Annotated in this window: 19 protein-coding genes and 1 pseudogene; 1 reads left to right on the forward strand and 19 read right to left on the reverse strand. The window is 52.7% G+C overall.

Going from position 1 to position 23,257, the window contains the following annotated elements; all coding sequences use genetic code 11:
- Positions 1-20: 20 nt before the first annotated feature.
- Positions 21-1,009 (reverse strand): annotated as a pseudogene (locus tag K1I37_RS17370) (Gfo/Idh/MocA family protein).
- Positions 1,010-1,101: 92 nt separating this feature from the next.
- Here K1I37_RS17370 and K1I37_RS17375 point away from each other — a divergent pair.
- Positions 1,102-2,283, forward strand: coding sequence for an MFS transporter (locus tag K1I37_RS17375; protein ID WP_021297058.1), 1,182 nt, complete (start codon positions 1,102-1,104; stop codon positions 2,281-2,283).
- A gap of 46 nt (positions 2,284-2,329) precedes the next feature.
- Here K1I37_RS17375 and K1I37_RS17380 read toward each other — a convergent pair whose 3' ends face one another.
- From K1I37_RS17380 to K1I37_RS17465, 18 genes are all read right to left on the reverse strand, one after another.
- Positions 2,330-3,568 carry an SGNH/GDSL hydrolase family protein gene (locus K1I37_RS17380; RefSeq protein ID WP_021297059.1) on the reverse strand — a complete coding sequence of 413 codons (1,239 nt, stop codon included), beginning with the start codon at positions 3,566-3,568 and terminating at the stop codon, positions 2,330-2,332.
- A gap of 405 nt (positions 3,569-3,973) precedes the next feature.
- Positions 3,974-5,116: a hypothetical protein gene (locus tag K1I37_RS17385; RefSeq protein ID WP_021297060.1), complete on the reverse strand. Its 1,143-nt coding sequence runs from the start codon at positions 5,114-5,116 to the stop codon at positions 3,974-3,976.
- Positions 5,117-5,153: 37 nt separating this feature from the next.
- Positions 5,154-6,449, reverse strand: a complete 1,296-nt coding sequence (locus K1I37_RS17390; protein ID WP_031218874.1) for a glutamate-5-semialdehyde dehydrogenase — start codon at positions 6,447-6,449, stop codon at positions 5,154-5,156.
- Between the two features lie 10 nt (positions 6,450-6,459).
- Positions 6,460-7,593 (reverse strand): glutamate 5-kinase, encoded by a 1,134-nt coding sequence (gene proB / locus K1I37_RS17395; protein ID WP_031218876.1) that lies wholly within the window; start codon positions 7,591-7,593, stop codon positions 6,460-6,462.
- Between the two features lie 220 nt (positions 7,594-7,813).
- A complete protein-coding gene (locus tag K1I37_RS17400; RefSeq protein WP_021297063.1) occupies positions 7,814-8,809 on the reverse strand; it encodes a substrate-binding domain-containing protein in 996 nt (331 codons plus the stop codon).
- 25 nt (positions 8,810-8,834) lie between these two features.
- Positions 8,835-9,755 (reverse strand): ABC transporter permease, encoded by a 921-nt coding sequence (locus tag K1I37_RS17405; RefSeq protein ID WP_021297064.1) that lies wholly within the window; start codon positions 9,753-9,755, stop codon positions 8,835-8,837.
- Positions 9,752-11,242, reverse strand: coding sequence for a sugar ABC transporter ATP-binding protein (locus tag K1I37_RS17410; protein WP_021297065.1), 1,491 nt, complete (start codon positions 11,240-11,242; stop codon positions 9,752-9,754). Before K1I37_RS17410 ends, K1I37_RS17405 begins: the two co-directional genes overlap by 4 nt.
- Positions 11,243-11,255: 13 nt before the next feature.
- The gene (gene rbsD / locus K1I37_RS17415) at positions 11,256-11,648 is read right to left on the reverse strand and encodes a D-ribose pyranase (RefSeq protein ID WP_021297066.1); all 393 of its coding nucleotides are present in this window, start codon (positions 11,646-11,648) and stop codon (positions 11,256-11,258) included.
- A gap of 78 nt (positions 11,649-11,726) precedes the next feature.
- Entirely contained in the window at positions 11,727-12,692 is a 966-nt protein-coding gene (locus K1I37_RS17420) for a LacI family DNA-binding transcriptional regulator (RefSeq protein ID WP_021297067.1), read from the reverse strand.
- Positions 12,676-13,635, reverse strand: coding sequence for a ribokinase (gene rbsK, locus K1I37_RS17425; protein ID WP_021297068.1), 960 nt, complete (start codon positions 13,633-13,635; stop codon positions 12,676-12,678). Before rbsK ends, K1I37_RS17420 begins: the two co-directional genes overlap by 17 nt.
- Positions 13,636-13,977: 342 nt before the next feature.
- Positions 13,978-15,306, reverse strand: a complete 1,329-nt coding sequence (locus K1I37_RS17430) for a 5'-deoxyadenosine deaminase (protein ID WP_021297069.1) — start codon at positions 15,304-15,306, stop codon at positions 13,978-13,980.
- Between the two features lie 285 nt (positions 15,307-15,591).
- Positions 15,592-16,872 (reverse strand): M20/M25/M40 family metallo-hydrolase, encoded by a 1,281-nt coding sequence (locus K1I37_RS17435; RefSeq protein WP_021296857.1) that lies wholly within the window; start codon positions 16,870-16,872, stop codon positions 15,592-15,594.
- Between the two features lie 170 nt (positions 16,873-17,042).
- Positions 17,043-17,837: a 3-hydroxybutyrate dehydrogenase gene (locus tag K1I37_RS17440; RefSeq protein WP_021296858.1), complete on the reverse strand. Its 795-nt coding sequence runs from the start codon at positions 17,835-17,837 to the stop codon at positions 17,043-17,045.
- A gap of 12 nt (positions 17,838-17,849) precedes the next feature.
- On the reverse strand, positions 17,850-18,524 hold the full coding sequence (locus K1I37_RS17445) for a CoA transferase subunit B (protein ID WP_021296859.1): 675 nt from the start codon (positions 18,522-18,524) through the stop codon (positions 17,850-17,852).
- 53 nt (positions 18,525-18,577) lie between these two features.
- Positions 18,578-19,270, reverse strand: coding sequence for a CoA transferase subunit A (locus K1I37_RS17450; protein WP_021296860.1), 693 nt, complete (start codon positions 19,268-19,270; stop codon positions 18,578-18,580).
- Between the two features lie 93 nt (positions 19,271-19,363).
- A complete protein-coding gene (locus K1I37_RS17455; RefSeq protein ID WP_021296861.1) occupies positions 19,364-20,551 on the reverse strand; it encodes an acetyl-CoA C-acetyltransferase in 1,188 nt (395 codons plus the stop codon).
- 39 nt (positions 20,552-20,590) lie between these two features.
- Positions 20,591-21,715 carry a zinc-dependent alcohol dehydrogenase family protein gene (locus K1I37_RS17460; protein WP_021296862.1) on the reverse strand — a complete coding sequence of 375 codons (1,125 nt, stop codon included), beginning with the start codon at positions 21,713-21,715 and terminating at the stop codon, positions 20,591-20,593.
- Positions 21,716-21,759: 44 nt separating this feature from the next.
- Positions 21,760-23,205, reverse strand: coding sequence for a sigma-54 interaction domain-containing protein (locus tag K1I37_RS17465; RefSeq protein WP_021296863.1), 1,446 nt, complete (start codon positions 23,203-23,205; stop codon positions 21,760-21,762).
- Positions 23,206-23,257: the final 52 nt, after the last annotated feature.

The raw sequence follows: 23,257 nt of genomic DNA on the forward strand, positions 1-23,257 counted from the left end.
TGGCCGATGAGGATCCGACATTACAACACGATCCGCTGCCGAGATGTCATCGACCGCAGGCATGCATCAATGACACGCATGTTGTTGACTGCGTCCACCGGTTCAAACGCCAACGGCTCTCCAAACAGGGCGCTGCGAGCAAAGCTGTCAGCCTGGAGCGTGTAGGGATTCAGCAGCGGGAATGTCTCCTCACGACTGTCCCCATCGGTTGCCACAAAAAAGGTGGCATCGCCAAGGAATGCGTAAGGTAGCTCGATCCGCCCGACGCTTCCGACGATTTCCAACGTGTTGCGGGAGGCCGCCCACATGCCGCAATCAAAGAGCAGTGCTACATCGCCAGGGAATTCGAGGAGGCCTGCTGCCATCATGTCGACGTGATCGTGTTCGGAAGATAAGAATCCCTGTACGGTCACGGCCACTGGTTCACGGTCAAGCAGCAACCGCGCCGCGCTAATCGGATAACAGCCAACGTCATAGATAGAACCGCCACCCATCGCACGGCGGTAGCGCACGTTTGCGGTGTCTGCCGCGTTGTTGAAGGTGAACGCACCACGAATGCCGCGAATCTCGCCGATTTCACCGGATGCGATAATCTCTTTGATACGAGCATAGCGCGGATGGTAACGATACATAAAGGCTTCCGCCAACAAGACACCTGCATCTGCACAGGCGTCTACCATCTCTTGCGCCTGTGCTGCGTTGAGCGCCAACGGCTTCTCACAGAGGACGTGCTTGCCCGCAGCAGCTGCGCGAATCGTCCACTCGTAATGAAGATGGTTTGGCAATGGGATGTACACTGCGTCAATGTCATCGTCTACGAGCAGATCTTCATAGCGCCCATATGCGCGTGCGATGCCAAATTTCTTCGCCGCAGCTGTCGCTTTGTCGGCTTTGCGACTGGCGATGGCGACGACTTCCGCAAAATCCGATGCTGAATACCTGGGATGACAGACTTCATTGCGATGTCCGCACAGCCAATGACACCAAAGCGCAGTTTCTGGTTTGTCATGCGAATCACTCCTTCTCAATGCGTATGAAACAGGATACACTCACTCTAGATGTCTCACTTGGCTCTATTTGTCAGACAAGGAGTGTCTTCATATGACGCCAAATCGGATGGCCATCTTTTATATCGTCACCATGTTTTACTGGTTCTCGACCTATACTTACGTGCCTTTACTATCTCCATATGTCACCGTCGGTGGCAGTCTGGCCATGTCTGGGATCATCGTCGGATCATACGGATTCTCGCAGATGCTCGTCCGCATTCCCCTAGGCGTGTGGTCTGACCGAATCGGCACGCGCAAGCCGTTTATCATTGGCGGTGTCGCTGTCGGAACATTAAGCAGTTTAGGGTTTGCGCTCACCCATTCGCTGTGGGCAGCACTCGTCTTCCGCCTGCTTGCCGGCGTGGCCGCAGCCAGTTGGGTCGTCTTCACCGTTCTCTACGCGAGCTATCACAGCCCAGAAAGCGCTCCCAAAGCGATGGGCGTCATCAGCTTCTTCACATCGATTGGCCAGCTTCTGGCAACCACGCTCGGTGGCATCGTCGCGCAACACAATGGTTGGCACGCGGCCTTCTGGCTCGCCGTCATCGGTGGCGTCATTGGAACTATCTTCAGTTTCGGCATCCGCGACAATCCACCTGTAGATGGTACGAAGGGAATTAATCCAAAGGAACTGATCACGGTCGGGCGGGATAAAATCGTGATCGGCGTATCCATTCTCGCAGTATTGGCGCAAGTGATAACGTTTTCGACGATGTTTGGCTTTTCGCCTACACAGGCTACACACCTTGGCGCAAATAAAATCGATCTCAGTGTGCTGACACTCGTGACGACACTGCCAAACGCCATCGCCTCCCTTTACAGTGGTGGAGCTTTGTCGCGCAAACTCGGTGAGCGCAACGTCGTCGTCATCGGCTTTATCATCGCGGCTATATTTACCGCCATGATTCCAGCCGTTCACTCCCTCACCTGGTTATACGTGACGCAGGCATGCAACGGACTCGGCCAGGGGCTGTGCATGCCTGTCTTGATGGGGCTAGCCATTAAACACGTCCACCCTACACGCAGAGCCACGGCGATGGGCTTCTATCAAGCCATCTACTCGCTGGGGATGTTTGGCGGGCCGGCCATCGTCGGCTGGATTGGCGACGCGTTTGGCCTAGCTGGCGGATTTTATTGTGTCAGCGGCATCAGTGCCATCGCCGTTCTCTGTACATTCGTCCTCGCACCAAAACCGACGCGGCAAACGCCGAGAGAACAGGCAATGGACGCCTAGTGAGCAACGCTACGACTGCAGAGCTGGCAACTCAGCAGTCTGAGCGTTACCCCTTTTTCGTCGACGTCGGTGGGTTCAAGACGACGAAATCCGTCGCGCTCGATGCCTGAACACTCGCTTGCCCTTTTTTCACCGACGCACCGCTAACCGCCGTGAGTTTCGTGCCGGACAACGTGTAAACTTTTGCGCCCTTCTCGATGGCGCTGTTTTGGATGGTCAACGTATACTTCTTCGCAAACTTTTGGGCCGCTCCCAGGTTCACTGCCATCTCGACAGCAAAATTCCCCTTCGGTAACGTAGCCCCCAAGGCGGCGGCCGCAGAACTCGCGGAAAGTTGCTGACTTGTCAGCGCCACTTCGGTGTCCGCCTGAACTGCATTCGCAGGCACCTGCAGCGTCACGGCGCTTCCATTGACATGTCCCGTAAGACGACCGCCCGCTTTATCGACACTACCGGCCAACAAACCAGTCACACCACTTGCGCTCCCAGGCTTTTGCCGCTTGGCCAAAAGTGGCGCTATCGCCTGTTCACCTACGCGCGCGAGCGCCTGTTGACCACTGGGCGTCGGGTGCACATCATCCTCGGCAATCCGTACATCGGCCGTTTGCTTTCCAGCGAAGGCAGTGTGCGCATCCGCAACAGCGATGTTCTTGTACTGTCCCGCAATCTCCGAGATTTCCTCGTTCTCCACTTCCTCCATCAACTCATCGATGTTAGACAAAGGAGAAGAACTAGGAAAAGGGTCATATAAATTGAACGCGACAATCGGCGCCGACGTCAGACTTCGGATGCGTGCCACAATCTTGTCAAAGTTCACCCCAAATTGGGCTAACACAGCTGCAGCCTGAATTTGCTGATTCGTACTCAACGTCGGAGCGCTTTGACTCGTAGCATCCGCCAACAGCCCAGCTTTATCGGCCCATTGCAACAAATCGTTGCTGCCGATGTCGAGGGTGAGTACGGAAGCGCCTCGTACCGCCCGGCTGAAACTCGGAGTATCGAGCGCCGCGAGCAAATCTGTCGATGTCCAACCGGGTACGCCGAGATCGGATACGCGGAATCCTTCGGCTTTCGCCATTAACGCCGGGTATGCCGATTTCGATGCCACCGAGTTGCCCGCTGTATCAGCCAAGTTATAACCGAACGTGATGGAATCTCCGAGTGCGACCAGCGTCCCCTTCGAAGCAGGCGCTTTCTGGCTCGCTACGGCCGCGGTCGTCACGCCGGAGGTGGCGAGCACAACCGCCACAGCAGTTTTCACGACATGAGGTAGATACCCAAACACAGTCGCGCACCTCCTTTATCCGCTGTGACAAATTTAATGGTTGTCATAGAGCGTGATGAACTACCGATGCGAATTTTCCCTCTCTATATTCACTCTACCAAATTGGTCACAACCTCGCCTAGGTATGTCTTCGAACTGAACGATATTGAACTCAAATTTCAAACAGAGACTTCGTTCCGTGTCGAGAGACACACGTGACGCGTACGATTAACACAATATTCAGTTTTAATAAGTCGATTAACCACAATTTAGGTGGACACGGCGTTTTCTGTAATTCCAGTTACACTTTATTCCGTACAGAGTCTCAACGAAGCGGCAAGCCATCCCTGCACAGTAACATTGGCGAGTGCGAGTAGTTATATTCCCTCATTGAATACTTTGGATCACCTTTTCACCCAGTTCTACTCATTCCATCCCATCCCAATAGTAGTCATGATCGTTGTTTCCAGTGAGGAAAATAGTCTGTCCATTGGAAACTAAGACTTGGTAATTTTTTAGCCCCCTTACTTTTACCTCCTTCTGTGTCTTTATATCAAATCCACCGCACGCCTGAGTGTCTATTGCTTTCCACCACACGTATCGACCATCTGTATGAACATACGATGCTGAGGTGGCTATATTCCATGTTTGATTTGACTTTATTGAATAGCATTCTACTCCGTTTGATTTATCTGACCAAACCCACGTACCGTCTTTCGCATCCATGTCAAAGGAATTTGCGTTACTTCCCTGGTAGAGAATTCTTTTTGACGACAAATCTAATGAGTTAAGCGTCACCGTATAGGGCTCGCTTTGATTAAAGCCACTGTCCGGTAGAAAGTGACTGCCTGGTGTCCAGACGATAGCGATATAACCGTCAGACACCGCAAAGTCTTCGATGACATTATCATTCTTACCACCTGTCGAAGTAGTCAGTATGTTTTGTGTCATAGTCCTTAATTCGACATGATGAACGTCGATCTTTACGCTGTCTCCGTTTGAACTCTGGACACCGTAGTAAAGGTTATTCGCATCCAGTTGAAACTCCATAATTTGCTGATTTGTTCCAGGCGCTGGACTCCATAATTTTGTTGTAATACCGCTTTGAACGTTATATGCGTATATGATTTCACCGTTATCTGGACCTCCCATTCCTTGAGATTGGTATATCCAGCAAACATAATTGTTACTTGCTTCTATGTAATCTGGTTCGTATCCAAGGATTCTTGAAGGTTGTGGTAGAGATTTATTGTCTTTTAACTCAACAACAGAACCATATCCTACTCTAATTTTTGTTTTGGACAGATATTGGGCAGCCTGTTTCTCTGCCAGAAATCCTAAGTCAGGTGAATATGCCGATGGCTTTAGGTTACCTGTACCGTGATGAAGAGTACCTTTATATTCCTCTGAACCAGTGTGGGTCTTATTCACCTGTGGAACCATTATTGGCTTATCCTTGGGGTCAGTCGATGTAGCGTTAACGCGAGTTTCATTTGCGATTGAAGGCGCAGAACACCCGGTAGTCGTTATTACGACAATTGCCAGAATGCCGAAAAACATATTACGCAATCCGTTCATCTCCAATGAGCACAAAAAGGGGGGCATCTTACCCCCGCACCTGCCCGTCACCTCGCACAATATACTTGTAACTCGTCATCTCCCGCAGCCCCATCGGCCCACGAGCGTGTAATTTTTGCGTCGAAATGCCAATCTCGGCGCCAAAGCCAAACTCAAAACCGTCTGTAAAGCGCGAAGACGCATTGTGATAAACGACTGCCGCGTCCACGCGTGACAAGAAATTCTCGGCCGCAACCGCGTCCTCGGTGACAATCACCTCGGAGTGAAGTGTTCCATAGCGACGAATGTGATCTATCGCGTCTTCAAGATCATCAACGACTTTGACCGCGAGGATTAAATCAAGATACTCTGTAGCCCAATCTGCTTCGTCCGCCATCCGGATACGCTCAACGCCAGCAGCAGACAGAATGTCGCGCGCCCGCTCGCAGCCGCGAATCTCGACACCGAGATCCATCAGCGCCGGCACAATGTCCGGCAACCAGGCGTCCGCCACCGCCTGGTGCACGAGCAGCGTTTCCGCTGCGTTGCACACCGATGGGCGCTGCGTCTTCGCGTTCGTGATAATCGCGCGCGCTTTCGCTAAATCAGCGAACGCATCGACATACACGTGGCAGTTGCCAACCCCAGTTTCAATTACCGGAACGCGGGCGTTTCGGACAACGCGTTCAATCAACCCCGCACCGCCGCGAGGAATCACCAAGTCGACGAGGCCCACCGCTTGAATAATCCAATCGACCGAATCCCGTTCCACGCGTTCAATCAACTGAATCGCATCGCTCGGTATCCCACATTCTGAGAGCCCCTGGTGAAGCGCCCGCACAATCGCGACATTCGACGACTTCGCCTCTCGACCGCCGCGCAACACGGCGGCATTGCCCGTCTTCAGACACAGTGCCGCGGCATCTACTGTGACGTTTGGTCTCGATTCATAAATCATGGCGACGACGCCCATCGGCACCCGAACCTTCTCCATGCGCATGCCATTTGGGTGTTCAATTACCTCGAGCCTATCTCCGACCGGATCAGCCAATTCAGCCACCTGCCGCAGCCCGGCCATCATCTGATGAATTCTGTCCTCTGTCAGCAACAATCTATCGATGCGCGCAGCGGGCTGCCCAGCGCGCTGTGCGGCAACGACATCCTCGCGATTGGCTGTGAGGATGGCTTCCCGCGCGTCCCAGAGCGCCTGCGCCATTTGTGCAAGCGCCATGTTCTTGACGTCCGTGGAAAGTGTCGCCAACGACCGACTGGCTATTTTAGCCCGCCGAAGTCGCTGGTGAACGTAAGTTTCTAAGTCCAATTGCGCCGAAATATCCTCCACCATTTGTTCCACTTCACACCCCGCCATACGCATGCGCCCCCTCCATGACGACCAGGTTGTTGCGATGCACGACTTCCGTCAGATTCTCCAATCGTTCGCCGCGATTGCGCCTGTCCATCAGCATGTCGAGATCGCGTGCGGAAAAGTTTGTAATGCCCTTACCAATCACGCGTCCAGTCACATCCGCCAAGGCGACTGGGCTCCCTTCGTGAAAATCCCCCTCGACTCGTACGATGCCTGGCAGCAACAGGCTTCCGGTGCCTGCGACCAACGCCTGAACCGCGCCGTCGTCCATTTGCAACACGCCACTCGCGTGCGGTCCGTGCACGAGCCACGACTTGCGATGGGCAAGCGGCGCCGGGCGCGCATGAAACAGCGTCCCAACCGGTTCCCCGTCGGCAATTCGCAAAAGCACATCCGGCTCTTCACTCGATGCAATCACCACATCAATCCCCGATTGAACGGCTGTCTTGGCCGCAGAGATCTTGGTACGCATCCCACCCGTGCCCACAGCACTACCTGCGCCACCGGCCAACGCTTCAATCTCTCCTGTGATTTCCCATATTTCTGCAAGGCGTGTGGCGTTCGCGTCCGCCTTCGGGTCACCTGTGTACAACCCGTCAATATCCGTCAGCAGCACCAGGCAATCGGCCTCCGAGACGAGCGCCGTCAAGGCGCCCAACGTATCGTTGTCCCCGAACCGAATTTCATCCACCGCCACCGTATCGTTCTCGTTGACCACCGGCACAATTCCGCCGTGCAGGAGTGTCAACACGGTGTTCCGGATGTGAACAAACCGCTTTCTGTCTTCAATATCGAGCCGTGTTAACAGTACCTGTCCCGTCACAATGCCCCGGTCTCCAAACAGTTGGTCATAGGTCTCCATCAATAACGTCTGTCCAACGGCCGCAGCAGCTTGCTTCTCAGGTAGCGTAATCGTCGCCCTATCCCACCCGAGACGCCCCAGGCCCGCCGCGATTGCGCCTGATGACACCAAAATCACCTGACAATCCCGACTTTGCCGAAGCAAAATCAACTGATTCACCAACCGTTGCATCTTCTCAATCGACAACCGTCCATGGCCATCGGTGATCGAACTCGATCCGACCTTGACCACCATCCGCCTTCGCTTCGCACCTTGGCCCATCACGCGCATATCCCCCGTAAAACAAGGATTATTCTGACTTTATTTATTGTACAAGAGAATGGAGTAGGAAACATCTGTGGAATCAAATTCCTCAGGAAATACCGAATGCTGGTACAAAAAAAAGGGGCAAGCTGACAGACAGTCAACTTGCCCCTTTTCCTTTGTAACGACACCACGCATACAGCAATATTTTCTACTGATTACTACTTACTACGCCGCCTTAGAATCCTTTAAAGCTGGAACCCTTGGTGACGAGTTGCAGTGGAGAACTGACCGTCTTCGGCACGCTCTGGCCATTGATGAGCTTGACTGCATTATCGACGCCAAGGATACCTTCTTGTGTCGGCTGTTGTGCGATATCTGCATACATCAAGCCGTTGTTCACGTCCGTGATGGCCTCTTGCTCACCATCGATTCCAACGATGTCGATACCTTTTTTCCCGGATTGCTGAATCGCTTTCAACGCGCCCAATGCCATTTCGTCGTTTTGTGCGAACACACCGTTGATGTCAGGATGCGCCTGCAAGATATTCTGCATGACGTTCAATGCCGTATTTCTATCAAAGTTCGCCGTTTGCTTCGCAATCACTTTGATGCCAGGCGCAGTGGCAATCTCTTGGTCAAAGCCTTTTTCACGGTCGATTTCGGAAGAGGCCCCAATCGTTCCTTGAAGCTCAACAACCTGTCCCTTCCCGCCAAGCGCTTTAATCAATTGATCCGCTGCGTCCTTACCGGCTTCTACACTATCGGACGCGATGAACGTAGCCACTTTTCCGAAGTTGACACTTCTATCGAGCGTGATGACCGGAATATTTGCCTGATTCGCCAACTTCACGGCGGAGGACAAGCTGTTGCTGTCAACCGGATTTAACAGGATTGCGCTGACATGTTGCTGAATCAAATCCTGTACCTGGTTCAACTGCGTAGCAGCGTCATTGTTCCCGTTTTCAACGGTTACCTTCAAACCATCCTTTTGCGCCTCTGACTGTACGCCATTCTGCATCGCCACGAAGAATGGGTTGTTCAATGTCGAAACGGCGAAGCCAATCGTCTTTCCAGAAGCAGACGAAGATGACGAAGATGGGGTAGCGTTTCCACTTGTGCTGCTCGTATTTGAAGCTGTGTTGCTCGACGACGTGGAACCAGTCGTGCCACATCCGGATACGAGAACGCCTACTGCCAATGTGCTCAATGCTGCGATTTTCCAAGTTTTCATGAATAATTCCCCCTATGATTTTAAATTAGTTCTTTTTGCGGTCGAGCAGGATTGCGACCAAGATGATCAAGCCTTTAACAGCGTCTTGCCAAAATGAATTGACATTTAAAAGGTTTAATCCGTTGTCGATCACCCCCAAAATGAGTGCACCCACCAGGGTACCGATGATGCTACCTTCACCACCAACCAAACTTGTACCACCAAGGACAACTGCGGTGATGGCATCGAGTTCATACCCTGTTCCGGCAGTTGGTTCTGCTGTGCCTAACCGCGACGTCAAAATCAACCCTGCGAACGCGGCCAGTACACCGGCTACCACGTAGACCCAAACGAGATAGCGATTTACCTTGACACCAGCAAGCTGTGCAACCTTCTCATTCCCGCCAAGCGCGTAAATCTTGCGGCCAATGACCGTCTTTTTCAGCACAATCCAACCAACAATGAAGACGACGGCGGCAATCACTACGGGAATTGGAATGCCAGCTATGAGCCCAGTCCCTAGATTCGAGAAAGAGTTCGGCAAGTTAAAGATAGGCATCCCGTGGGTATACACTTCTGTCAAACCTCTAAACAACTGCTGGGTGCCAAGTGTCACAATAAATGGTGCCAGGCGTCCATAAGATACCAAGAGTCCATTGAGTGCACCGCCTGCAGCACCGACGACGATACCGATAATACAAGCCAGAAATACGTTGACGTGCGCGACCATCAAGCCAGATGAAATCACGGCACTCAGGGCCAATGTGGAGCCAACCGACAAGTCAATTCCCGACGTGAGAATGACGAATGTCATGCCGACACCTAACAATGCATTGACCGTGGTCTGTAAAGCGACGTTCCGCAAGTTGGAAAACGTCAGAAACTGATTGGACAAAATCGACATCACGATAAAGATAAGTACAAGTCCAATGAGCGGTCCAAGCCGGTATTTTTTGATCACGTTCACGATAGTTTCCTCCCGGTCGCCAACTTCATAAAGTTCTCGTTGTTCATTTCTTCGCCCTTGATTTCACCCATGACTTCACCCGCGTGCATGACGTAAATCCGGTCACAGATTCCCATGAGTTCTGGTAAGTCGGACGAAATCATCAAAATGCCGCGCCCTTGCGACTTAAACGCATTCATCAGCTCGTAAATTTCCTGCTTTGCACCAACGTCAATCCCACGTGTTGGCTCATCGAGAATCAGCAAAACCGGATCTTGCGCCATCCACTTGCCGATGACAATCTTTTGTTGGTTCCCACCGCTCAAGCTTCCAGCAGGCTGATCGATCGACGCGACCTTGATGCGCATCTTGTTCACGACTTCTGAAGTGAAATCCCGCTCCTGCCGATTCTGGATGAACCCAAATCGGCTTCTCAGCCCCAGTGTCGGAAGTGCCATGTTTTCACGCACGCTAAACGGTAAAATCAACCCTTGCGATTTTCGGTCTTCCGTGACAAAAGCTAAACCGCTGTCAATGGCTTGCTTCGGCGTCTTGAAGCGAGTTCGCTTGCCGTTGAACTCAAACTCTCCTTCAACAATTCGATCAACGCCCGCAAATGCGCTTACAAGCTCGGTGCGCCCAGCGCCCATCAAGCCACCAAGTCCGACAATCTCGCCGGCTCTCACTTCCAACGTGGCCCGCTTGACTTTCGGCGTCTTGACATCAACCGCCTTCAGCAAGACTTGTCCAGGATTGGATGGGGTCTTCGGATACCTATCATCCACCGTGCGTCCGACCATCATCGACACCAATTCATTTTCATCCGCGGTCTTCATATCCCGGGTAGCGATAAACCGACCGTCTCTGAGAACCGAAACCTTGTCAGCAATTCGATACAACTCTTCCATCCGGTGAGAAATGTAGACAATACCGACACCGTTTTTCTTGAGCGACTCAATAATTTGAAACAATCGTTCCGTTTCACTTTCGGTCAATGCAGCTGTGGGCTCGTCCATCACCAAATACTTGACGTCTTGTAACAGAGCCTTGCCAATCTCCACCAATTGCTGCTCGCCGATACCCAGGTTCTTCACCAATTCGCTAGGATGGCGCTGCAAGTTGACTTGCTGCAAAATACTTTTGACCTTTTCGTTCAATTTGCCGCTTCGGATAAAGCCCGACTGCTTGTATTCCTCTTCGTTACCAATCAAAAAATTCTCTGCGATCGACAGATTCGGAAACAGGTTGAGCTCCTGGTGTATCATCCCAATCTGATGTTTTTTGGCGTCGTCGACACTTTTGATGTCGACCACCTGGTCATCAATGACGATTTCACCCGCATCAGCCTGATATTCACCCGTCAAGATTTTCATCAACGTCGACTTGCCGGCGCCATTTTCACCGAGCAACGCGACCACTTTTCCGCCTTCGACAATCAGTTCAACCTGTTCCAGGACGCGTACACCTGAAAACGATTTACTAATGCCGCGCATCATCAGCTTCCCCACACGAAACACCTCCTTAGAATACGACTCCCGCGTATAAAACGATGTTTGCGTAAGGCGTCCATTCACCGGTTCGCACGATAACGCTTACACTTTCGGTAATTTTTTTCAGCTCTTCGTGGGACACCAGCTCTACTGCATGTCCAACCTTTTCAACAATGGTGTCGTAGATTTCATGGCCTGACTGTCTTAGCTCATCTGCGACCACGGCCTTCTCCACTGCTAACTCACTCAAAATAACGGTGAGTACATCTATAAAGGACGGGAGGTTTTCGCGGATGGCCAAATCGACCATGCGAACCCCTTTCGGTACAGGCAGCCCGTAGTCCGAGATGACCAAGGATTGCCCATGTCCAAGCTCGGCAATGATCTTTGACAACTCACTGTTCAAGACGCCCTGTTTCTTCATGTTGTCACCTCAGTGTCAATATCATAACCCATGTGGAAACGTTACCACAACAGCATACAAAAAAACAATATGGAATTTCTATTTGGTCGATTTTCTCTCAACTAACTTGGCATCAAATTCTATTTTCATTTCCGATACGCGGTTCTTAAACAGCGAAAACGCAGCACGTCCCATTTCGTTTGCCGGTTGGCGAACCGTCGTCAACGAAGGCGAGGTGCATTTTGCCATGTCAATATCGTCATAACCCACTATCGACACGTCGTCGGGTACTCTAATACCAAGCTCATTCGCGGCCTGGATCACGCCAATGGCCATCATGTCGTTTCCGGCGAAGATGCCATCCGGCGGACAATCGCTTGTAAAGGCCTTCTTGGCAGCCTCATAACCGCCAGAAAACCGGAAGTTCCCCTGCAGTACAGTGGTCTCCAAGCCATGCTTCTTCATCGTTTTTAAATAGCCACTCAAGCGCGCTCTAGCGGAGGTGGATTTTCTCGGTCCGGTCACGTGCGCGATGCGTTTGCAGCCAATCGAAATCAGTTTCTCTGTGGCGATTCTGGCGCCCTTTTCGTGATCGACATAGATATAACTTTCATCGCTTGTCACCTTGCGATCGACAAACACACACGGTACTGGCGAAAGCGTGCGAATCAAATCGCGCTCTGGACTCCGGTTGCCAATGATAATGACACCCTCCACGCCCCTTCCTTTGAGCACGTTGAGATACATTTTTTCACGCTCGAGATCCCAGTTCGAATTGCACAAAATCACTGTAAATCCGCTCTCAATGGCCGCTTCCTCCGTGCCGCGTGCCACCTCAGCGAAAAATGGATTGGCTACATCCGGAAGCAGCAAGCCGATGGTCGACGTCTTCCCGCTGACTAAGCCACGCGCAATCGAACTCGGTTCGAAGTTCAATTCACTCATGGCATCGACAATTTTCTTCCGCGTTTTTTCCCCCACATAGCCGCTGTTGTTGATGACTCGGGACACTGTAGAAACCGAGACACCCGCGAGTTTCGCGACTTCTTTAATCGTGGTCGACATGACTGGATTCCCATCTTTCAAAATGAGGTAACGTTTCCACAGATGACTGCAAAAACTCTACAATCTCGCCGTGTTCTGGAATAGATGTCTGCGCGCCGGATCGGGTTACGGCAATTGCAGAAGCAGCAGAAGCGAACCGCAGGGACTCCATGGGATTCTCACCAGAAAAAACGCTCGCAAAAGCGCCAATAAACGTATCGCCAGCAGCTGTCGTATCGACTGCTTGTACCCGAAACGCCGGTACATGAACCGTCAATGCGTTATCTGCATACAAAGAGCCACTTGAACCGAGTGTCAAAATGACAGCCTTCGCTCCAAGCGTTACCAATTGCTTGGCGGCGTCCGCATAATCCGTATGTGTACTCAGCGGTTTCCCCAACACCACGCTCGCTTCGGTCTCATTGACCACGAGAATGTCAACCAACTGGAGAATATCCTTCGGAACGGCATGCGCTGGTGCCGGATTGTAGAACACCTTTGCAGACTTCTCGTGAGCAACCCGAATAGCTTCATAGCTGGACTCAAGCAAAATTTCATTTTGAACCAACAGGGCGTCAAAGTTCGCATTCCCCAGCGCAGTTCGGACATCGTCAGGCGTTACCTTACCATTCGCGCCTTCCGACAAAATGATATTGTTCTCTCCCTCGTCATTCACCGTGATGAATGCCAATCCCGACGTGCCTTCCTTCTCAAGGATCTTCGAGGTATCAATTCCATCGCGCGCAATTGACGCGATAAGTTCTTTTCCAAACCCATCTGTACCAACAGCACCTACCATTTGAACTGAGGCGCCCGCCCGTGCTGCGGCGACTGCCTGGTTCGCGCCTTTTCCGCCAGGAATATAACTCGTCCCTTTTCCCTTAATCGTCTCACCTGGGAGCGGATGGTGACTCACGCGGTTCACAACATCCATATTCATACTGCCAACCACAACGATGTTCAATCTATCACTCCTAGTCTCTTTATTCTTCATAACCCTAACTTTAATTAAATTTAACACAAGGAGCCATAAAGTATAGGCTTACATTTTGTGGACAAGTTCAACGCAATTTGTGCAGATGGCATAAAGCGCTCCCTATCAACATTATAACGGAATTAGGCAAATACTTGAAACGAAATATGAAACAACCGCAAAAAATGTATCTGCTTACAGCACGGTAGTTGTCGCTGATGTCGCTTTACATTTACTCAATAAACTGAAACGCTGACAAACCCGCGCGTCGTGGCATGACCATAAAAGCCCCACGCTTCACCAGCGTGAGGCTACACGTACGTACACCGTAAATTAAACGTTAACGCGCTTCTGCAGGCGCGCAATGGCGTCATTCGCTTCTCGCAACACAATGTCCTTATCGACGGTGTGTAAGCGCCTGTCCTCCATCAACACCTTGCCGTCCACCATCGTCATCACGACATCTGAGCGCGTAGCGGAATACACCACGCGAGAAATCGGATCGACATCGAACGACGGATACACGTGAAAATCATTCAGATCTAGCATGATGATATCCGCCTTTTTGCCCACCTCAATGCTGCCAATGGTGTCCTCCTGTCCGATGATTTCGGCACCCCCCATCGTCGCCATGCGCAGGACCGTCCGCGCATTCATCGCGGTGGGACCGTAGATTGGTTTTTGAATGAGGGCACATAAGCGCATCTCTTGAAACATATCCAAATTGTTGTTACAAGGGGCACCGTCGGCACCGAGGCCCACGTGGCAGTGCGCGTCCAACAACTGCGGAATTTCGGCAATACCGGAGGCGAGCTTTAAATTCGATCCGGGGCAATGCGTCACTTTCACCCCTCGCGTTCGGATGATCTCCTTCTCCTCATCGTCGAGCCAAATACAATGCGCTAAAATTAAGCGCTCATTGGCAAGCCCTAGATGATTGAGGTAGACGACATTCCGCATCCCTCGTTGCGCTTCGACCAATGCGATTTCACCGCGGTTCTCAGAAGCATGCGTGTGGACGTGGACGTGATACTGATTCGAAAGATCGCGCACTTGAACGAGTAAATCCTCCGTGCAGGACACCACGAAACGAGGACAAAATGCGTACTGAATACGGCCATTCGCGCGATTGTGCCATTTCTCAAGGAGCTGAACGCTCTCGTCCAAAGAGTCACTTGTGTTTTCCAACAAACCGCTCGGGACATCGTCGCCGTAGTCCATCATCACTTTGCCGGATACGGCGCGAATTCCCGACTGCTCGATAGCTTGAAAGGCGTGATCCGTATGATGTACGGTCTCCATGTCGACGATGGTCGTGGTTCCACTTTGAATCAACTCGCCGATACCAAGCATGGCAGAGTAGTAAATGGAATCGCTGTCGTGTGCGGCCTCCAGCGGCCAAATGCGCAACTTGAGCCAGTCCAACAACTCCAAATCGTCTGCTCGACCGCGAAACAGCGTCTGGCATAAGTGGATATGTGTCTGTACAAATCCCGGTAAAACAGTCTTGCGGCGTGCATCAATGATTTTATCGACCGGTATGTCACCCAGCGTGCCAATCGCCGTAATCCGGTCGTCCTCAACCAAAATATCCCCGTAAACAATGTCATCTGACTTGTTCATGGTGATAATTTCGGCGTTTTGTATGAGCGTCTTCAGCAAAATCCCTCCCGTGTAGGGCTGTGGAATATCATCGGCCCGGCACGGATGTCTTAATAAGACATCCGCTCATCCTCGGGCGCCAATAAGACATGAAAACTGCGCTAATTCTAGGTTTTTCACCATTATCGGGTAGCTTTTAGTTAGATAAGGCATTTTATGTGTCTTAAATCTGCCGAACCTATCAAAAATCCAGAAATAGCGCAGATATCATGCCTTATCTCGCTCATGTGACTTATCTAGCTCATGCGCCCCATCGGCCCCGGTGCCGAAACCCGCCCAGGTGCCTTACACGCGCTTCGGCAATATCGCATCAACCACGTCAGCTACCCCAACAAGCCCCACAACCGTCAAAAAGATCTTCTGGATGCCCTTGTGCGCGTCCGTCGGATCGAAAAACTCCTCTAGGGTGTGCAGGCCCCCGCTGATACCGCCGCCACCAAGCGTGACGGCAGGAATCCTTAGGCTGATAGGGACATTCGAATCCGTGCTCGCCGCGTCGTCCAAAATCGCATCGTCACCCAACGCCAGACTTGCGGCCAACGACGCCTGAACAATTGGCGCATCTGCCGATTGGGCACCGCCAGGCCTATCCCCAATGCGTTCCACGTGCACTTGGATATCACGAGCGCCCCAGCGTTCGTTCTCCAATACCGCCGCTTGCTCGATTAACTGAAGAACTTGTTCTTCCAGTCGGGCAAGCTCTTCCTGTGACGACGAGCGCATGTCCACCAACATCGTGGCAGTCGCCGCAATCGTATTCACCGATGTTCCGCCACTGATTTCGCCAACCGTGAACGTCGTCTTTGGATCCGCCGGCACCTTCACCTCAGCAATCATCGCAATCGCGCGCCCAAGCGCGTGAATGGCACTCGGTATCCCAAAATCGCCATAGCTATGGCCGCCCTTGCCTTGATATGTCACACGGTACCGTCGACTGCCCGTCGCCAAATAAGTGGTACGCGACGGTTCACCCGGCTCAATCGAAATAAAGCCGTCAATGTCCGCATGGTGGCGGAAGAATGCCTTTGCCCCGCGCAGATCGCCGACGCCCTCTTCCCCGACCGTCGCGCCGAAAATCAAATCACCTTGTGTCTGAATCCCTGCGTGGTTCAGTGCTCGTAAAATCGCCAACACCCCAGCTAATCCGCGACCGTTGTCGGAAATCCCTGGCGCATAATACCTGCCGTCCCGCTCGCGCGCAACCGTATCAGTACCCGCTGGAAACACCGTATCCAAGTGGGATGAAACAAAGAGTACCGGTCCATCACCGACACCTGGTCGTCGGCCGAACACGTTCCCCTCCTCGTCTATCGTCACGTCGACAAGCCCGAGTTCTTCCAGTCTGCGCTTGTAGTCCCGCCCGCGTTCATCCTCCTGAAAGGAAGGCGCCGGAATAGCTGTGATAGCAATTTGCTCCTGTAGCGTATTCTCGCTATCAGCTTCAATAAACGACAGCGCCTGCTGAATGGATGATTGCGACAACAATACGTCAAAGCGGTCTGTGATGGTCTGCGACAAATCATTCTTGCTCAACGATGATGAAGATACTTGCTGGTTTGTTGACAAAATCATTCCTCCAAGGGGCTAAATAATTCCCAAGTTTAAAGATTAAGAAAAAAGAGACTTGGTTGCACCGCGATTCACATAACAAATCGAAACCAGTGTACCACATCTGTGTGTGCGACGAGCGGCAGAGGGCATCATCAACGGATGATGATGCCCTCACAGATGCTCTTTTACTGCGCCAAATAACCTCCGTCAATCACAACCGCTTGCCCGGTAATACCGCGCCCCATATCTGAAGCCAAAAACAAGGCATAGTCGGCAATTTCTTTGGTCGTCAGCAATCGCTTCTGAGGAACGAGTGGATAGATCACTTCTTCCAGCGCGTTTTGCTCAGAGACGCCACGCGCTTTTGCCAAATCTGCCAGTTGGTTACGCACCAAGGGCGTGTCAACATAGCCGGGACAAAGCGCATTGACGGTGATGCCGTAGGATGCGCCCTCGAGTGCAGCGACTTTGGTTAAGCCAATGACGCCATGCTTCGCCGAATTATAGGCGGCTTTACCAGCAAAGCCAATGAGACCGTTGACGGAAGCGACGTTTAAAATGCGGCCGTGTCCCTGCCGCTTCATGTGCGGAAACACATATTTCGTGGAAATAAACGGCCCCACCAGCATCAGCCGAATCAGCTGCTCGAACTTGGCCACCGGAAAGTCCTCTATGCGCGCGACATGTTGCATGCCAGCGTTGTTGACAAGGATGTCGATCCCGCCGCACCGCTCCACAGTAAATGACAATAGGCGCTGTATTGCGTCTTCGTCACCTGCGTCAGCAGCACAGGCTACCGCCTTGTATCCTGACTGACAGAGGGTGTTGGCGACGGCCTCTGCCGACTCTAGTCGAATATCCGAAATGACGACGTGGGCACCTGCCGCCGCAAAGCCCTCGGCGATAGCACGGCCGATGCCGCTGGCAGCGCCAGTGACGATGGCGGTTTTTCCTGTAAAGTCCCAATTCTCCTTTTGCACACGCATCGTCTCCTATGCAAATGCGTCGTAAACTACATCGTCCGCAACGACGAACGAAGGTTCAGTGGCCTGCTCTACGTCACTGAGCGTGTAGCCCGCCGCCACTTCGACCAACTTCAAGCCATCCGGCGTGATATCCATCACAGCCATATCTGTGATGATGCGGTGGACGACCGCTCGCCCAGTCAGCGGTAACGTGCACTGATTGAGGATTTTTGGCTGTCCGTCCTTGTTGAGGTGCTCCATCACCACGACCACCCGTTTCGCACCGTGGACGAGATCCATCGCGCCGCCCATGCCTTTCACCATTTTGCCGGGAATCATCCAATTGGCGAGATCTCCCGTGCGAGATACTTCCATGGCGCCGAGTACCGCGAGATCAATATGGCCGCCGCGAATCATCGCAAACGACTCTGCACTATCGAAGAACGCCGCACCCGTGACGGCGGTGACTGTCTCCTTGCCCGCGTTGATTAAATCGGGATCGACCTGTTCATCCGACGGATAAGGTCCAATGCCGAGCAATCCATTTTCCGAGTGGAGCATCACTTGTTTCGAATCGGGAATGAAATTGGCGATCAGTGTGGGCATGCCGATGCCCAAATTCACGTAATATCCGTTCTCAATCTCTTTTGCAGCACGGCGTGCAATACGATCACGGATCGACTGTTTGTCCTGCACCTTCATGGATGCATGCCTCCTTACGGGTGAAGCCCCCGCGCCGAAAGTCTCGCTTCGTATCAAATTCGGGCGATGGTTCGTTTTTCGATTCGCTTTTCCTGCTGACCGACAATCAGCATTTGCACGTAAATACCTGGTGTGTGAATGTCGTCCGGCGCTAGCTCACCCGCTTCAACTAAGGTCTCGACTTCCGCGATGGTCATTCGAGCTGCCGCCGCCATCATGGGGTTAAAATTACGGGCCGTCTTGTGATACCGCAAATTGCCCATCGTATCGCCGACGGCGGCACGAATGAGGCTTACGTCCGCCACGAGTGCCGTTTCTAACAAATAATCCTTGCCACCAAACGACCGAACTTCCTTTCCATCTGCAATCGGTGTACCCACGCCCGCCGGACTATAAAACGCCGGAATTCCGGCACCGCCGGCGCGAATTCTCTCAGCAAGTGTGCCCTGCGGCGTAAGCTCGACTTCAATCTCACCCGCGAGCACCTGGCGCTCAAACTCTTTGTTCTCTCCTACATACGACGCGATGATCCTGTCAATCTGATGGTTTTTTAAAAGTATTCCGAGACCCCAGTCATCCACGCCGCAGTTATTCGAAATCACAGTCAGGTGTTTGCTTCCTTTGCGTGCCAGTGCCTGAATCAAGTTTTCTGGAATGCCAACCAGCCCAAAGCCCCCGACCATAATCGTCATGCCGTCTTCAATCCCCTGAATAGCTTCGTCGAACGAAGTCACAATCTGTTTCACGTTCGTCCCCCCTCACCGCAACTGTCCATTCATCTCCAATGACTACCTACGCACCGCAAGGCACCATCTCGTCACCCGATGCGCGAATTGGCGCTACACTCGTTCGACGATGGTCGCGACGCCTTGCCCGCCGCCAATACAAAGTGTCGCAAGACCATATCTCGCTTTGCGGCGGGCCATCTCATAGAGCAGTGTCACGAAAATGCGCGTGCCGCTCGCTCCGATAGGGTGACCGAGCGCGATGGCCCCGCCGTTGACATTGAGAATCTCGCGAGGAAACGAAAAGTGACTGGCAAAAGCAAGCGACTGCGCGGCGAATGCCTCGTTCGCCTCAATCAAGTCCATCTGTTCAATCCGCAAGTTCGCCTTCGCCAATACCTTCTCTGTGGCGGGGACCGGGCCGATGCCCATCACGGCCGGATCGACGCCCGCCGTCGCATTGGCACGAATCACGCCCATAGGTGTCACCCCAAGGCGCTCCGCCGTTTTCAGCGTCATCAGCACACAGGCAGCCGCTGCGTCGTTGATGCCAGACGAATTGCCCGCAGTGACCATGCCGTCCTTCTTAAACGCGGGACGAAGTTGCGCGAGCGCCTCCATTGTCGTGTCTGGGCGCGGATGCTCATCCACTTCGAAGCGCGTCACATTTCCCTTTTTCCCCGATATCTGAACCGCTACGATTTCGTCGCAAAATCGACCCGCCTGGATAGCGGAGGCGGCTTTCTGCTGACTTTGCAACGCAAACTCATCCAGCTGCTCGCGCGTCAGGTTGTACATGTCACATAAGTTCTCTGCAGTCACACCCATGTGGTAGTCGTTGAAGGCGCACCATAGGCCGTCTCGAATCATACTGTCGACCACCTGTTGATGGCCCATCGAAAATCCTTGGCGCGCGCCTTGCAACAAATAGGGCGCCTGACTCATATTCTCCATGCCGCCTGCGACGACGATGTCGCTCTCACCTGCGACGATGGACTGCCATGCGAGTTGAATGGATTTTAATCCAGAGCCACAAACCTGATTGATGCTCATCGCGGGTACTTCCTTTGGCAACCCTGCTTCCATGGCAGCTTGGCGGGCTGGGTTCTGTCCTAAGCCGGCTTGCAGGACGTTCCCCATGACGACTTCGTCGACTGCTCCTCTGTCGATACCGGCACGCCGCACGGCCTCCTCAATGACAATGGCGCCTAGCTTCGTCGCCGATACCCCCGATAGGGCTCCTTGAAAGCGACCGATTGGCGTGCGCACCGCGCTGACGATCGCCACTTCTTCCTGCGACACCTTCATCTCCTCCTTCATTCAGCTCGTCTTATCGATGAGTCAAGGTACGACCACCAGTCTTGCGGCAGCGCCGTTCGCAAGTTGATCAAACCCAGCGTTGATGTCATCCAGCGCGATCACGTCCGTCAACAGCTTGTCGACCGGCAGCTTTCCCTGCGTAAACAACCTCATGAAGCGAGAAATATCGCGGGCCGGCACGCAACTTCCGACGTACGAACCCTTCACCGTCCGCTCCTCTGCGGTGAGCGTCACGTAGGAAAAGGCAAACTCGTGTTTGGGGTGAGGTAATCCGGTGGTCACCGTCGTGCCACCCCGGCGGGTAATGCCGTAGGCCACAGCCATCGCCGAAACAGCACCCGCCGTTTCAAACGCATAATCCACACCGCCATTCGTTCGATCCCGAATCAATTGCACAACGTCTGCATCGCGCGAGTCAAAGACATCTGTTGCGCCAAGCGACGCTGCAAACGAGCGTTTATCTGGATTGATATCGACAGCGATGACACGCGCCGCCCCAGCCGCCAACGCTCCTAAGAGCGCACTTAGTCCGACTCCGCCCAGTCCGACAATGGCCACCGTGCTGCCAAACGCGATGTTCGCCGTGTTGACGACAGCGCCCACACCGGTCATGACGGCACAGCCAAATATCGCAGCTTCTGCAAACGACACCTCTTCCTCGACCTTGACCAGAGATCTGCGGGAGACCACGGCGTACTCGGCAAAACCTGAGACGCCCAAGTGGTGAAGATAAATATCATCCCCGTTGTGGATTCGGCGTCCGCCACCTAATAGCGTCCCGGCTTGATTGGCGGCGGCGCCAGGCTCACATAGCGCCGGTCGGCCTTCCTGGCACGGCAGACAATGTCCGCAGCTTGGTACAAACGCACAAACGACGGTGTCACCGACCTGTAAATCGTCCACACCCGCACCCAATTCTTGAACAATGCCAACCGCCTCATGCCCGAGAACCATCGGTAACGGCCTTGGGCGGCTGCCATTTACGACGGACAAATCCGAATGACACAACCCAGTCGCCTTAATCTGAATGAGGACTTCACCCACCTGTGGTGAATCCAACTCCACCGTCTCAATCACGAGCGGCCTACTCTCTTGATAAGGCGCAGGGATGCCCATTTCGTGCAAAACAGCAGCCCGTGTCCGCATAGCACTCCCTCCAGTCAATTACGCTTGCCAACTTGTTCAACTCGCTATCGCAAACCATAACGCTTTAATTTTTCGTACAACGTAGAGCGGTGAATCCCGAGTTTTTTTGCCGCCAGCGACTTATTTCCGTGTGCGTCCAATAAAGCCTGACGAATCACCGTCATCTCGTGGTTCGCCATTACCTCCCGAACATTTTGCGCTGGCGAAACGGTTGGCTCGTTTGTACTTGGCGTCAACTCAACACCGCTTGATGTGACAGGCGACGTTTCGTGATTCTGCATCTCAAAAAATTTGGTTAAATGAGGCGGGAAATCGTGTTTTGTAATTCGTGGGGTGTCCGCTAGGCTCACCAAAACCTCTACTGTATGCACAAGCTCTCGAATATTGCCCGGCCAGTCGTACTGCATGAGCAATTGAACGACGTTTGAGTCAAAGCATACGTCGGGTTTATTCAAATGCTTCGACACTTGCTCAAGGTAGAACTCCAACAACAGCGGGATGTCTTCACGACGCGATCTCAGGGGCGGTAGATGCAGCCGAATAATGTTTAAACGGTAGTACAAATCCTCCCGGAACTGCCCACCCCTGACCATCGCCTCCAAATCTCGATTGGTCGCTGCAATGATGCGCGTATGAACACGGCGCTTGGTCACACCGCCAACCCGTTGAATTTCCTTATCTTCTAAAAATCGCAATAACTTCGCTTGCATGTTGAGCGGCATATCGCCGATCTCATCCAAAAACAACGTGCCCATATGCGCCAGTTCTATCTGTCCAGGCTTACCGCCTTTCCGGGCGCCGGTAAAAGCGCCGTCGTCATAGCCGAACAGCTCGGCTTCCAGCAGCGGTTCAGGAATCGCGGCGCAATTCACACTCACAAACGGTCCGTTGGCAAACGCGCTCTCGTAATGAATTCCCTGCGCCAGAACCTCTTTACCTGTACCGCTCTCGCCGGTGACAAGTACCGTGACAGGCGTCTTTGCAGCCTTTTTCGCCATCTGTTTGATCACTTTGATGGCGTGCGTTTGACCAATCGTTTCGTCAATCGTATACACGCGCTTCTGTAGGGCGACATGTTCTGTCGGTACCGATGCGCTATGTTTCTGGCTCTCGTTGTGAAGCATCACTTGAGTTCGTTCAATAATCCGGTACAAATCGCTCATGCTTTCAAAAATCAAGACGCCCACCGCACCAATGACTTTGCCGTCTTGCCAAATAGGAATCCGATGGACAACCATGTCGTGGCCCTGAATGCGTTGCAAGTGTCCACGCTCAGGTATCCCGGTTTCCAATACATGATGAATTCGGGTGTTTTCGATCACGTCTGTCACATGCTTACCAAGCACCGCTTCCTTCTCCAAATTGAGCAATTTGAGATAAGCCTGATTCATCTCCCGCACTCGCCCATACTGGTCGACAAGTACGATGCCCTCGTACATCGTGTCCAAGATTAATTGGAGAACATCGGCAGAATCTTGAATCGCATGCATCACGAGAACACCCCTTTACGGTATGTAGAAGACTACACCAACGCATGAGAAA

Origin of the sequence: Alicyclobacillus acidoterrestris (genome assembly GCF_022674245.1) — a bacterium.
Taxonomy (GTDB): domain Bacteria; phylum Bacillota; class Bacilli; order Alicyclobacillales; family Alicyclobacillaceae; genus Alicyclobacillus; species Alicyclobacillus acidoterrestris.

Excerpts from the sequence above, each read along its gene's own strand:
- K1I37_RS17375 (WP_021297058.1), top strand. The coding sequence starts at position 1,102 with ATGACGCCAAATCGGATGGCCATCTTTTATATCGTCACCATGTTTTAC.
- K1I37_RS17445 (WP_021296859.1), bottom strand. The coding sequence starts at position 18,524 with ATGAAGGTGCAGGACAAACAGTCGATCCGTGATCGTATTGCACGCCGT.
- K1I37_RS17460 (WP_021296862.1), bottom strand. The coding sequence starts at position 21,715 with ATGCGGACACGGGCTGCTGTTTTGCACGAAATGGGCATCCCTGCGCCT.
- proB (WP_031218876.1), bottom strand. The coding sequence starts at position 7,593 with ATGGGCCAAGGTGCGAAGCGAAGGCGGATGGTGGTCAAGGTCGGATCG.
- K1I37_RS17420 (WP_021297067.1), bottom strand. The coding sequence starts at position 12,692 with ATGTCGACCACGATTAAAGAAGTCGCGAAACTCGCGGGTGTCTCGGTT.
- K1I37_RS17390 (WP_031218874.1), bottom strand. The coding sequence starts at position 6,449 with ATGGTGGAGGATATTTCGGCGCAATTGGACTTAGAAACTTACGTTCAC.
- K1I37_RS17400 (WP_021297063.1), bottom strand. The coding sequence starts at position 8,809 with ATGAAAACTTGGAAAATCGCAGCATTGAGCACATTGGCAGTAGGCGTT.
- rbsD (WP_021297066.1), bottom strand. The coding sequence starts at position 11,648 with ATGAAGAAACAGGGCGTCTTGAACAGTGAGTTGTCAAAGATCATTGCC.
- K1I37_RS17465 (WP_021296863.1), bottom strand. The coding sequence starts at position 23,205 with ATGCATGCGATTCAAGATTCTGCCGATGTTCTCCAATTAATCTTGGAC.